This window comes from Chitinophagaceae bacterium, assembly GCA_016717285.1.
In the GTDB taxonomy this organism is placed as follows: domain Bacteria; phylum Bacteroidota; class Bacteroidia; order Chitinophagales; family UBA10324; genus JACCZZ01.
In genome coordinates this window covers 2352381-2365326 of record JADKFU010000005.1, presented here as the reverse complement: position 1 = coordinate 2365326, position 12946 = coordinate 2352381, and the positions used below count along the sequence as shown (strand labels likewise).

Annotated in this window: 9 protein-coding genes and 1 other RNA gene; 7 read left to right on the top strand and 3 right to left on the bottom strand. The window is 42.6% G+C overall.

From position 1 onward, the window contains the following. On the top strand, nucleotides 1-5022 hold the full coding sequence (locus tag IPO83_19315; protein MBK9733408.1) for a T9SS type A sorting domain-containing protein: 5022 nt from the start codon (nucleotides 1-3) through the stop codon (nucleotides 5020-5022). A 349-nt stretch (nucleotides 5023-5371) separates the two neighbouring features. On the opposite strand, the gene IPO83_19310 is transcribed toward IPO83_19315, so the two are convergent. Continuing rightward, on the bottom strand, nucleotides 5372-5842 hold the full coding sequence (locus IPO83_19310; protein MBK9733407.1) for a 23S rRNA (pseudouridine(1915)-N(3))-methyltransferase RlmH: 471 nt from the start codon (nucleotides 5840-5842) through the stop codon (nucleotides 5372-5374). 228 nt (nucleotides 5843-6070) lie between these two features. Between IPO83_19310 and IPO83_19305 the strand changes: the two genes are divergently transcribed. Both IPO83_19305 and floA read left to right on the top strand, forming a co-directional pair. Further along, nucleotides 6071-6538, top strand: a complete 468-nt coding sequence (locus tag IPO83_19305; protein ID MBK9733406.1) for a hypothetical protein — start codon at nucleotides 6071-6073, stop codon at nucleotides 6536-6538. Between the two features lie 3 nt (nucleotides 6539-6541). Further along, nucleotides 6542-7516, top strand: coding sequence for a flotillin-like protein FloA (gene floA / locus IPO83_19300; protein MBK9733405.1), 975 nt, complete (start codon nucleotides 6542-6544; stop codon nucleotides 7514-7516). Nucleotides 7517-7610: 94 nt separating this feature from the next. On the opposite strand, the gene IPO83_19295 is transcribed toward floA, so the two are convergent. Further along, nucleotides 7611-8627 (bottom strand): metal-dependent hydrolase, encoded by a 1017-nt coding sequence (locus IPO83_19295; GenBank protein ID MBK9733404.1) that lies wholly within the window; start codon nucleotides 8625-8627, stop codon nucleotides 7611-7613. Nucleotides 8628-9145: 518 nt separating this feature from the next. Here IPO83_19295 and ffs point away from each other — a divergent pair. The 3 genes from ffs to IPO83_19280 all read left to right on the top strand — a co-directional run bounded on the left by ffs (nucleotide 9146) and on the right by IPO83_19280 (nucleotide 11599). Next, nucleotides 9146-9245: signal recognition particle sRNA small type (gene ffs / locus IPO83_19290), an RNA gene on the top strand. A 32-nt stretch (nucleotides 9246-9277) separates the two neighbouring features. Further along, entirely contained in the window at nucleotides 9278-9934 is a 657-nt protein-coding gene (fsa, locus tag IPO83_19285; protein ID MBK9733403.1) for a fructose-6-phosphate aldolase, read from the top strand. Between the two features lie 309 nt (nucleotides 9935-10243). Continuing rightward, nucleotides 10244-11599, top strand: coding sequence for an amino acid permease (locus IPO83_19280; protein ID MBK9733402.1), 1356 nt, complete (start codon nucleotides 10244-10246; stop codon nucleotides 11597-11599). 36 nt (nucleotides 11600-11635) lie between these two features. Here the strand turns inward: IPO83_19280 and IPO83_19275 are convergent, their stop codons facing one another. Beyond that, entirely contained in the window at nucleotides 11636-12187 is a 552-nt protein-coding gene (locus IPO83_19275; GenBank protein MBK9733401.1) for a DoxX family protein, read from the bottom strand. Between the two features lie 230 nt (nucleotides 12188-12417). Between IPO83_19275 and ndhC the strand changes: the two genes are divergently transcribed. Beyond that, a complete protein-coding gene (gene ndhC / locus IPO83_19270) occupies nucleotides 12418-12813 on the top strand; it encodes an NADH-quinone oxidoreductase subunit A (protein MBK9733400.1) in 396 nt (131 codons plus the stop codon). The last annotated feature ends 133 nt before the right edge of the window (nucleotides 12814-12946 follow it).

The window sequence follows — 12946 nt, the reverse complement described above, 5'->3', positions numbered from 1 at the left end:
ATGAATGCTACCAGGACCCAGTATTTCAAAGTTTTACTGCTTGTAATGATGATATTCATTGCAGGCCGCAGCTATTCCCAGTTGCCAAACTACAATGTGTACATCACCAATGATTCAGCGATTGGTTGTAATCAATACAAATTTGATATCTGGCTGCAACGCACAGGGGCAACTCCTTTGCAAATTGCCAACATCGCATTTGGGATTAATTTCAACCCTACATCAAAGGGTACCGGATATGTGGTTATAGATTATGTTCCTGGAAGTTCAGGATTCCTTCCTTCAGAGGTACCCGTTCTCAGCAATACGCAATTTAATAACACTTCCAATTGCATAAACTTTACCGCGAGGACGCCACCGGGTTGCGGTGCGGGAACATTTATAGGAAACAATACAGATCCTTGTGGTAAGGGAGGAACTCGTTTTGGATCGTTTATAATGACCAATGTGAATAAGGGTACGGGTAATATAGTGGTTAGTAGTGGATTGAACACGGTAACTGGCACAGGTACTGCTTTTTCAACTCAATTGTCAGCAGGCAATAATCTTTACAGTTCTTCCGGACAATTGATTGGAACAATATTAAGTATTGAGAGTGCAACGGGTCTTACGCTTGCTGCACCTGCTGCAGTTGGACAGACATCAGGCATTTTTGGTTATTCGGGATCTTCGGCTGTTTGCTTCACATCCGGGCAGGCACCACTTGTGGATTATAACTTTGTAAATTCATCAGGAAAAACAGCTACTTTAATTTCTTATTATCCTTCAATCAGTTGCTCTGGTGGTGTAAGTGGCAATGCTGGCGGAAGTTTTTTTGACATTACCAGTACTGTTAACATTACAGGTAATACAGCTTTATCTACAACTATTAGCGGCATTGCCAGCACGGTGGGTCTTTCCCCTGGTATGACTATTACTGGGTCTGGAATACAGCCAGGAACTACCATTACAAGCATTATTTCTGCAACTCAAATTCAAATAAGTCAGGCTGCTACAATAGTTGCAACAGGCGTTGCCTTGGTTTGCGGCAGTAATAACGGTTGTACTAATAATCCAACCCTTGGTACTCCAATTGTATGTTCGGGTACTGCTGTATCTACGCCTGTAACCTGCTTTAATGGCAACGATGGTAAGGCAACGGTGACGATGAATTTTGCAGGTGGAGCTGGATTTCCATTTTCAACTTTTACCGTTGATGGTATTCCACAAACAGCGCCTGTAGCTTCACCATTTAACGTTACAGGATTATCAGTTGGCTCGCATCTGATTGCCTGGACAACTTCAAGCGGATGTTCGAATAGTGTTAGCACAAATGTCGGAAATGCGCTGCCACTTTCATCATCCTTCAGCACTTCAGCCTGTGACGTTTACGCATTGCCATGGGGCGGATCAGCTACTACTTCTGGCGCTTATACACATACTTATACGTCTTCGAAAGGATGTGACAGTGTGGTAACCGCAAATATTACAATCAACAATTCAAGCTTGCCTACTTCTTATTCGGCATCGGCTTGTGATAGTTATACCTTGCCTTGGGGCGGATCAGTAAATACATCAGGCAACTATGTACATACTTACCAGAATGCAGCAGGCTGCGACAGTGTTGTAACAGCTATGGTAACTATCAATCAAGCTTCTACACCAACATTTTATAATGCTACCTCCTGCGATAGTTACACCCTGCCATGGGGCGCATCAGTTACTGTAAGTGGTGTATATGGTCATACTTACACGAATGCAGCAGGTTGCGATAGTCTGATTACAGCCAACGTGACTATCAATCACAGTAGCGCACCATCATCTTACACAGCAACAGCTTGTGAAAGTTACGCATTGCCATGGGGCGGATCAGCCACAACATCTGGTGCTTACACACATACTTACTTGAATGCAGCAGGTTGCGACAGTGTAGTAACCGCAAATGTTACGATCAACCATGCAAGTGCACCTTCCTCTTACAGTGCAACAGCTTGCGACAGTTATGAACTGCCATGGGGCGGATCAGCCACTACATCTGGTGCTTACACGCATACCTACACGAATGCAGCAGGATGTGACAGTGTAGTAACAGCAAATGTTACGATCAATAATGCAAGTTCACCTTCCTCTTACAATGCAACAGCTTGCGATAGTTATGCATTGCCATGGGGCGGATCAGCAACTACGTCTGGTGCTTACACGCATACTTACACGAATGCAGCAGGATGTGACAGTGTTGTAACCGCAAATGTTACGATCAACCATTCAAGTGCACCTTCCTCTTACAGTGCAACAGCTTGTGAAAGCTATGCATTGCCATGGGGCGGATCAGCCACTACTTCTGGTGCTTACACGCATACTTACACGAATGCAGCAGGATGTGACAGCGTAGTAACCGCAAATGTTACGATCAATAATGCAAGTTCACCTTCATCTTACAGTGCAACAGCTTGCGACAGTTATGAACTGCCATGGGGCGGATCAGCAACTACTTCTGGTGCTTACACGCACACTTACACGAATGCAGCAGGATGTGACAGCGTAGTAACGGCAAATGTTACGATCAACCATTCAAGTGCACCTTCTTCCTACAATGCAACAGCTTGCGATAGTTATGCATTGCCATGGGGCGGATCAGCAACTACCAGTGGTGCTTACACGCATACTTACACAAATGCAGCAGGATGTGACAGTGTTGTAACAGCAAATGTTACCATCAACCATTCAAGCGCTCCTTCTTCTTACAATGCATCAGCTTGTGAAAGTTATGCATTGCCATGGGGCGGATCAGCAACTACCAGTGGTGCTTACACACATACTTACACGAATGCTGCGGGTTGCGACAGCATTGTAACTGCAAATGTTACCATCAATCATGCAAGCACACCTACTTCATTTAGCGCAGCGGCTTGCAGCAGTTATACATTACCATGGGGAGGTTCAGTTACTACAAGCGGAGCGTACGTTCACACTTACGCTAACGCAGCAGGCTGTGATAGCGTGGTAACAGCAAATGTTACGATCAATAGCAGCAGCATTTCTACTTCCTATAATGCATCAGCTTGTGAAAGCTATGAATTGCCATGGGGCGGATCAGCAACAACGAGTGGTGCTTACACGCATACTTATGCCAATGGTACAGGTTGCGACAGTGTGGTAACAGCAAATGTCACCATCAATCATGCAAGTGCTCCTTCTTCTTACAGTGCAACAGCTTGTGAAAGCTATGCATTGCCATGGGGCGGATCAGCAACAACATCTGGTGCTTACACGCATACTTACTTGAATGCAGCAGGTTGCGACAGTATAGTAACAGCAAATGTTACGATCAACCATGCAAGTGCACCTTCCTCTTACAGTGCAACAGCTTGCGACAGTTATGAACTGCCATGGGGCGGATCAGCAACAACGTCTGGTGCGTACACGCATACTTACACGAATGCAGCAGGATGTGACAGCGTGGTAACAGCAAATGTTACGATCAATCATTCAAGTGCACCTTCCTCTTACAGTGCAACAGCTTGCGACAGTTATGAACTGCCATGGGGCGGATCAGCAACAACGTCTGGTGCTTACACGCATACTTACACGAATGCAGCAGGATGTGACAGTGTTGTAACAGCAAATGTTACGATCAATCATTCAAGTGCACCTTCTTCCTACAATGCAACAGCTTGTGAAAGTTACGCATTGCCATGGGGCGGATCAGCAACAACGTCTGGTGCTTACACGCATACTTACACGAATGCAGCAGGTTGCGACAGTGTTGTAACAGCAAATGTTACGATCAATCATGCAAGTGCTCCTTCTTCTTACAGTGCAACAGCTTGTGAAAGCTATGAATTGCCATGGGGCGGATCAGCCACTACATCTGGTGCTTACACGCATACTTACACGAATGCAGCAGGTTGCGACAGTGTTGTAACAGCAAATGTTACGATCAACCATGCAAGTGCACCTTCTTCCTACAATGCAACAGCTTGCGATAGTTATGCATTGCCATGGGGCGGATCAGCAACTACGTCTGGTGCTTACACGCATACTTACACGAATGCAGCAGGATGTGACAGTGTAGTAACAGCAAATGTTACGATCAATCATTCGAATGCTTCTTCATACAATGTAGCTGCTTGCGGAACCTACACATTGCCATGGGGCGGTGATGTAACAAGTAGTGGAGCATACAATCATACTTACACGAATGCATCAGGTTGTGACAGTGTGGTAACAGCTAATGTGACCATTAATTCATTCCCTGTTGCAACTGCAAGTCCTGCTAACCCAGCACCTGTATGTAAAGATGTTACGGTACTGCTTTCCGCTAATGTAGGTGCAGGCCTTACTTACCAGTGGTACTCCTTTGGAAATATCCTGGCCGGAGAGACCAATTCCACTTACACGGTTGGTGCTTACGTGAACAAGAAGTTTAAAGTAGTAGTTACGAATGGCGCTGGTTGTTCCACTACGTCTAACGTAGTAGATATAAATCGCCTTGCTACTCCAAATGCAAATATCCTGATTGTGAGTCCAAGCGACAATCCTGACTTGTGTATCAATGGAAAGGTAAAACTTCGTGGTAACGGTTCTGATGATGTATCACTTGGTTACCAGTGGTATTACAATGGCAACCTGATTCCGGGTGAAACCAATAGAAACTACAATGCCTTTGCAGCAGGATCTTACCAGGTGAAGGTTACCAATCTTACTACCGGTTGTATGACCCTCTCTGCAGCGGTTGCGGTGATCAATACCTGTAAAGAATCCGGCATCGATTTGCAGGATGCAACATTTGAAATGTATCCTAACCCATCTAACGGACTCTTCATTGTGCACTTGAACCTGACCAGTCAGGCAGATGGTGATGCAGTAGTTCAGGTTTACAATGCACTCGGTCAGTCAGTGCTTGGCGAAACGGTTCCTGTAGCGAATGGTGAGTTGTTGAAAGAAGTGCGGTTACAGGAAGGTGATGCAGCAGGCATGTACATGGTTCGCGTGATCTTCGAAGGCGTGGTGTACAGCGGACAGATTGTATATCAGCATTAATTCTGAATAGATTTTAATTCAAAAGCTCCTCCGGAAACGGGGGAGCTTTTTTTTGGGAAGTAAGCCAATGTTTAACATTTCAATGGCTGAATGAAAGGTTTGAGCAGGTAATGCCCTTCGATGAACAATTCATTTGCGTAGGAAAATTGTTAAAAAAGATCAGGAGGGAAGAGGGCAGTTTGAACGGATATTCATTGGTAGTGAATTGTGCAGGAATTTTTCCGTTCCACAGGACCGATCATGCTATGGTCATCATATATTTTCTATTTCCATGAGTACATGATCACTTTATGATCACTCAAAGAGGTGCAATAATGTTGCGTTACATTCAATCGTATTATTCCTGTAGTTAAGTATCGCCGTGGTGGTATTTTTCATTCCTGATAATGGTGAAAGCGCGGTACAATTGTTCGGCAAGCAAAACTTTTGCAAGCTGATGTGGCAGGGTGAGTTTTGAAAGAGAGATCATTGTATTGCTTCGTTCATATAACGAGTTGTCAAATCCATAGGCACCGCCAATTACAAAGACCAGTGATTTGATGGACGCGTTCATTTTTGATGCAATAAATTCCGAAAGTTGAACGGAGTTTAATTCTTTTCCTTTTTCATCCAACAGGATTACAGCGTCTCCTTCATTTATTTTTTTCAGAAGCAATGCGGCGTCTTTCTTTTTTTGTTCCACAGCTGATGTTGCTTTATCAGGTTTGATGTTTACATATTCAAATGAAGTGTAGTGTACAATTCGCTTCGCATACATCTGAAAAAGCGCATTCACATTTTTGTCATCTTCCTTAGCAATGGTGATTAACTTGATTTTCATTGCGGTGAAGATAAAAAAGAGCGGATGCTTTTTTTACCACCTGTTAAAACCGGAGGCGATGGATAAACAAGGTGCAATTCCGTTGTGCCTGCATTTATTCCGCATTATATTTCATAACTTAATTTCTCTTTGATGCTTCCTTTCAACAATCGGCAATTGAAAGCGGAATTGATATTCGGTAATAGTCCACATTCCGTGTTATATTTGACCTGATTAAAAATAATAGCAATGAGTTGGTGGTTGGTGATTTTGATTTTGTTTGTAGGATGGCTGCTGGTGTTCCTGGAGGTTTTTTTTATTCCCGGAATCACACTTTTTGCAGCAATCGGGACGATGACGATGATTGCCGGCGTAGTGTTTTCGTATTCTAATTTCGGAGTGGTAGCCGGAACACTTACCTTGGTGGGTACTGCCATTTTTACTTTTCTTTCCATTGTGGTTGGATATAAAACAGGCGTGTTCAATGGTCTTACGCTGAAGGATACTGTAAAAGGAAAGATGAATGAGATTGACACCTCATCCATAAAAGTAGGAGATACCGGTATCGCGTTATCCAAAATAAGTTTTATCGGCAAAGGATTGTTTAATGATGCCACTTATGAAGTGCAATCCATGGGTGAATATATTGACGAAGGAAAAGCGATAGAAGTGATTAAGATTTCAATGAATAAAATTTTCATCAAACTAAAAACATAAACAATGGATCCGGTCTTTTTAGGAATAGTAGCGGTATTGGTCATCATCCTGATTTTTTTATTTCTGTACATCGTGCCGCTTAATTTATGGATCAGGGCATTGGTGGCAGGCGCTCCGATTGGCATCGGACAACTGGTCGCAATGCGCATCAGGAAAGTGCCGGCAGCATTGGTGGTTGACGCGTTGATCAATTCAACCAAGGCGGGCTTGCATGTTTCGTCCAATGAAATTGAAACGCATTTCCTTGCAGGTGGAAATGTTAACCAGGTGATCCGCGCAATCATCTCTGCCGATAAGGCCAATATTCCCCTGGATTGGAAAATGGCAACTGCTATCAATCTCGCAGGTCGTGATGTTTTTGAAGCGGTACAAATGAGCGTGCAACCAAAAGTGATTGACACACCGCCGGTGACTGCAGTTGCAAAAAATGGTATTCAATTGATATCGAAAGCGCGGGTTACTGTGCGAACCAACATAAATAAACTGGTAGGTGGTGCCGGAGAAGAAACCGTGTTGGCAAGAGTAGGTGAGGGCATTGTGAGTTGTATCGGTTCAGCTTCTTCTCACAAGGATGTGTTGGAAAATCCTGACTCTATTTCAAAAGTGGTGTTGGCAAAAGGATTGGATGCAGGCACAGCCTTTGAAATTCTGTCTATTGATATTGCGGACATTGATGTGGGAAAAAATATTGGCGCGCAATTGCAAATGGACCAGGCCAATGCCGATAAAAATATTGCACAGGCGAAAGCAGAGGAACGTCGGGCGATGGCTGTTGCAACAGAACAGGAAATGAAAGCGCGTGGTGCAGAGATGCGGGCCAAAGTGATAGAAGCAGAAGCATTGATTCCACAGGCCATGGCGGATGCTTTCCGAAGTGGCAATATGGGAATTATGGATTACTATAAGATGAAGAATATTCAGGCGGATACCACGATGAGAGAATCATTGGGTGGACCGCAGGAGGTGAAGAAGGAGTGAGGGGAGTAGTGAGTAGTGAGTAGTGAGTCATTAGTCATTGGTCATTGCGTCTCATGGTCAACTTTTTTCACTATTCACCATTCACTAATAAAGCTTAATCAACGCCTCTTATCCTTCGGATCAACGAATTAAAGGCTTCACCCGTCGACGCTTCAAACCTGCCCTGGTTGATGTTCACATAATTCCCAGGTTCTTTGGTGATGTAATAAGAAAATACGAAGTCAGCATTCGGATTATCCCATCCTCCGATCTGTCCGAAGCGCATGTCGTGGAAATTGATCCCTGAAGAATCATGCTTTGTGATGCAATAATAATCCTGTGAAAAGCGAATGAGTTTTTGAACACCCTTGTCTGATCGCAGATCACCGAGCATAGAATCATTTTGCGGAACAAAGGTCAGCTGCATGGCAGGTTGCTTGTCAAATATTGACCTGTACCCGATGTAGAATCCGTCTTTCGTTTTTGCAAGGTCGTACCATAATAAATTATTTAAAGGCGTTGGAGTGGTAATGAAGGAAGTGACGATCACTTTTTTTTCCGCCAACGACTTTTTGAAAATGCGGTCGATGGAAAGCTTATTGACAAATGTGAAAAGCAAGTAACAGCTACTGATGATCAGTCCGCCGTATAAAAAATATTTCCTGGATGGAGCATTGTATCTCATGATTAACAAAACAAAGAATGCAATCAGCAATGAGATAGTAAAGAAAGGATCTAATACAAAAATGGTATTGAAGGAGACGCGATAATGACTGAAAGGCTCAAACCAACCTGTTCCATAGTTGGTAAACGAATCGAGTGTGATGTGCGCGAAAAAGCCTGTTGCAAAAATGATATACCATGTTCGGAAGCTGTAATCTTTTTTCCGAAAGAGCCGCTGAAAGAGCCATGCAAGAAGCGGAGGCACCAGCAATGCGAACAGAATGGAGTGCGTAAACCCACGATGTGAGAGGAGTGAATCAGGAACCGTTTGAAAAATTCCGGGAAAGACATCAAGGTCAGGTGCGTTGTTGGCAAGCGCTCCCCAAAGCATTGCCTGCTTTCCCATTTTCTTTCCTGCAAGCGCTTCGCCTAAAGCAGCCCCAAAAACAACATGTGTGATGGTATCCAAGATGTTTCCGTTTTGGATAAAGATAAACTACTTGGGGAATTCATAAATTGCTAATTGCTTAAATTGTTGCGTCGAAGCCGGAGTACAGCTACCCATCGTATTGACTTTTAGCATCCCCATACAATGCCAGAAAGAAAAGTTCAATAATGAAAATGAATTATCTGGCATTGTCGGGGGAAAAGCAAATGGATAAATTACCACGCGGCTAAATGTTTAGTGAAGGCCTGGATTACTTAGGGATCTTTATTTCGTGAAAGAATTGCATCTGAGGAGTGAATTGGTTTCTATACAGAATTTATCCCGATTAATATTCAGCGCATTTCTTCAGCATAGATTGTCTTTATTGTTGATTTTCAACTAGTTAGTTGACTAAAGGTTCATTTTTTATTTAATTAGCTGATTCATAACCGCTTGATTTTTTGGCAGATTTCTTTTACACAGCTTTTTGCGGTTTGTTGTTTAAAACTATTTTTTTCCCCCGCTCATCTTTTTGAGGCTTTTCCCATTACTTTTGTCGCGGGCAAGGCTTATACGACCAGCTCCTATTGAACTCCCCCAGGGTCGGAAGGCAGCAAGGGTAGATGGTTGTAGCGGTGCGATGTAAGTATCTTGCCCACTTTTTCTCCACTTAAAAGAAGACTATATCCAGCATGAAGTTTTTTATCGACACGGCCAATATTAGTCAGATAGAGGAAGCGCATGACCTTGGCATTCTGGATGGCGTAACCACCAATCCATCGCTTATGGCGAAGGAAGGAATTAAAGGAGAACAGAATATACTCAATCACTACATTAAGATTTGTGAGCTGGTAGGTAAGAATGTAAGCGCTGAAGTTATTTCGACTGATTTCAAGGGCATGTTGGAGGAAGGTAAACGCCTGGCAGCACTTCATCCGGCTATAGTAGTGAAAGTGCCTATGATAAAAGATGGGATAAAGGCGCTTAAATGGTTTTCAGATAATGGTATTAAGACAAACTGCACGCTGGTATTTTCAGCAGGTCAGGCTTTGTTAGCAGCCAAGGCAGGGGCAAACTTTGTATCACCTTTTATAGGAAGAATTGATGATGCCAGTTGGGATGGTGTTCAACTTATTGAACAAATTGTGCATATTTATGGGAACTATGGATATAAGACAGAAGTTTTAGCAGCGTCCATCAGGAATCCATTGCACATTGTAAGATGCGCAGAAGCCGGAGCCGATGTTTGTACTTGTCCATTGGAGTCCATACTTGGTTTGCTTAAACATCCACTTACAGATATAGGCCTGGAAAAGTTTCTGGCCGATTACAAGAAAGGCCAACAATAAAAAGCCGAAACTAGTAGCCATAGTTAGGACTTTTTCTCCCCTTCGATTCTTCGGAGGGGAGTTTTTTTTTGGCGCACGGTGGTTGTTGAAAATGTTTATATTGTATTGCCACTGACTCACGGATGAGCACCGGGTATATTTTGAAAACTTAAGTGTTGGGAGTTCCTTTTGAAGCAACCAATACTGCATGGTCAGGCATTCAAAATTGATTTTTAATCAATGTCTCAATTTTGCAAGTATCTTGACGGCAATTCTATTTCATTGACTAACCCATCAAAGGATCAATCACTCGTTCGTGGTCTTGGTTTGATGCAGGCTACTGCCATCAACATGATTGATATGGTAGGTATTGGTCCGTTTGTAACCATTCCGTTTATTATCGGTGCGATGAACGGTCCACAGTGCATTCTTGCCTGGATACTTGGGGCATTTCTTGCGCTGATGGATGGATTTGTATGGAGTGAATTAGGGGCAGCATTACCCATGGCAGGAGGGAGTTACCAGTTTCTCCGGAAAATTTATGGTGAAAAAAAATGGGGATCGCTCATGTCTTTTCTATATATCTGGCAAACCGTGATACAGGCACCGTTGGTGATTGCTTCAGGTGCCATAGGTTTCTCCATGTATTTACAATATGTGGTTCCCCTTTCAGCTATAGAACAGAAACTTGCATCAGGCGCTGTCATCATTTTTATTTTCGTATTGCTTAACAGGAATATTATTTCCATTGGAAAGTTGTCTGTGTTTTTATGGGTAGGTGTAATAGTCACCATTGGCTGGCTGATTGTCGGAGGACTCACGCATTTTGATACATCATTGGCTTTCTCGTATCCGGAAAACGCGTTTGATTTCAGTTCCTTATTTTTTCTTGGATTGGGAAATGCTTCCATCAAAACTGTTTATTCCTATCTCGGCTATTACAATGTTTGCCATTTGGGTGGAGAAATAAAAAATCCGGAAATGAATATTCCGCGCAGCATTTTTATATCCATTGCCGGAATTGCACTGCTTTACCTCCTGATGCAAATTTGCATACTTGGTGTAATACCCTGGCAGCAGGCAAAAGATTCTGAGTTTATTGTGTCCACATTTTTCGAAGCTATTTATGGAAAAGCCGCAGCTACCATTGCAACCATCATGATTCTCTGGATTGCAATTTCTTCTTTATTTGCTGTGATGTTGGGTTACTCAAGAGTGCCTTATGCCGCGGCAGTGGATGGAAATTTCTTTAACATTTTTGCAAGAGTGCATCCTGTTAAAAAGATACCTCATGTTTCGTTGATGATTCTGGCTGCCACAGCTTTTGTATTCAGTCTGTTGTTTAAGCTGAAGGAGGTGATTACTGCCATCATTGTAATGCGGATTCTTATTCAGTTTGTTGGACAGTCTGTCGGCGTAATCTATTTGCGAAACAAAAAAGACAGTTTCTTTTTGCCATACAAAATGTGGTTGTATCCGTTGCCTGCCGTGTTTGGAATCATGATCTGGTTATTCATCTTCTTTTCTTCAGGCTGGGAATATATTATAGGGGCATTGAGCATTATCCTGGCAGGAGTTTTTGTTTTCCTGATAAGAGCTAAAACTTTGCAGCAATGGCCTTTCCAATCATCGGATTCTTTACTGGAAACAGGTATAATGTCTGATAATGACAAAGAATCAAAGTAGGGTGGAAGGCTGGTTACTCAAAAATAAAAGCCTGTTTTATTTTCTGAAAATAAACTCATAACAAGCAGCTATTATTAATACACCAGTGCCGAAGACAATCATTGTCCATGCTATGCTATGACTGTTATCGTAACAAGTTACGCCTACGAGCAGAATCATGCTTCCCAATACCAGCAGCTCGTCAGCTTTTCTATTCCGGCGTTTGAAATTAAGCTGATGTACAGAAGCCATATCGTCAGTAATGAGTGATAGCAAGCGTGGATAATCGTCGATCAACAGCACAATGTTTTGGATTAAAAAGAAACACACCACATAAGGAGTGCCTCTCCACTGCAACGATATCGTGATGGCAAGTATGTTGAGCAACATGGGAAACAACACGAGGGCGCCTAACAATTGAAACCTCCCCGTAAGCAACAATATGCCGGTTATGAGCTGAATATACGCTATGAAACGGGCAAACAATTCCAATCCATATTTAGCAAGTTCACTTTCCAGCCAAACAGGGCCCATCAGATTTGGGAAGGGAATCAGTTTCGATAATCCGCCGGTAAAAAACAGTAGTCCAAGGAAAATCCTGGAACTCACGACTATTAATTTCCAATACCTGTTTGACAAAATTTTTTGCATAACACAAAATAGTACTTCAGGATATGATGCATTAATCTTTTATGTATGCAGTTTCCTTTTTTCAGGTACATCGTCCGTAACTTTCCTCTCGTGGCAGCTGATGTTTAGGTGCAATAGCTATTTGCTTATCTCGCATTTCGTTCGTTCCTTTGTGAGCCTTCGAAATAAGGTAATAAACCCTTCCGGTGATGATACTTTTGCAGGCTACTACGCAAACAGCAAATTCAACTTCTATCAGTTATTTTCCGATAGTGATTCAATTTATTTTTGCTGCAGGGTTTGTCGGAACCACGATGATTGTAACTCACCTGTTAGGACCAAAACTTCGAACCAGGAAAAAGCTGCAGGCATTTGAAAGCGGCATAAAATCAGTAGGAAATGCAAGGCAGCCTTTTGCCATTAAGTATTTCCTGACTGCCATTCTCTTTGTTTTGTTTGATGTGGAAATTGTGTTCCTCTATCCCTGGGCGGTGAACTTTAGCGAATTGGGTTGGAATGGTTTATTGACCATGGGATTGTTCATTGGATTGCTCTTGGCAGGATTTATTTACATCGTAAGATCAGGTGCACTCGATTGGGAATAACCGTGATATAGATAGAAAATAAAAACGCAAAGTTTAATACAGAACCAGAATGGGAATGAAGTTGTTTGATGTAAGTTTTAAGAGGAAATTCATTTTAAGCTGGAAATTAACCTTTGAAATCAACTCATGTATA

What these genes read in the sequence shown, in the direction of transcription:
- IPO83_19315 (MBK9733408.1), top strand. Translation starts at nt 1, where the DNA reads ATGAATGCTACCAGGACCCAGTATTTCAAAGTTTTACTGCTTGTAATG.
- IPO83_19310 (MBK9733407.1), bottom strand. Translation starts at nt 5,842, where the DNA reads ATGAAAATCAAGTTAATCACCATTGCTAAGGAAGATGACAAAAATGTG.
- IPO83_19305 (MBK9733406.1), top strand. Translation starts at nt 6,071, where the DNA reads ATGAGTTGGTGGTTGGTGATTTTGATTTTGTTTGTAGGATGGCTGCTG.
- floA (MBK9733405.1), top strand. Translation starts at nt 6,542, where the DNA reads ATGGATCCGGTCTTTTTAGGAATAGTAGCGGTATTGGTCATCATCCTG.
- fsa (MBK9733403.1), top strand. Translation starts at nt 9,278, where the DNA reads ATGAAGTTTTTTATCGACACGGCCAATATTAGTCAGATAGAGGAAGCG.
- IPO83_19280 (MBK9733402.1), top strand. Translation starts at nt 10,244, where the DNA reads ATGCAGGCTACTGCCATCAACATGATTGATATGGTAGGTATTGGTCCG.
- ndhC (MBK9733400.1), top strand. Translation starts at nt 12,418, where the DNA reads ATGATACTTTTGCAGGCTACTACGCAAACAGCAAATTCAACTTCTATC.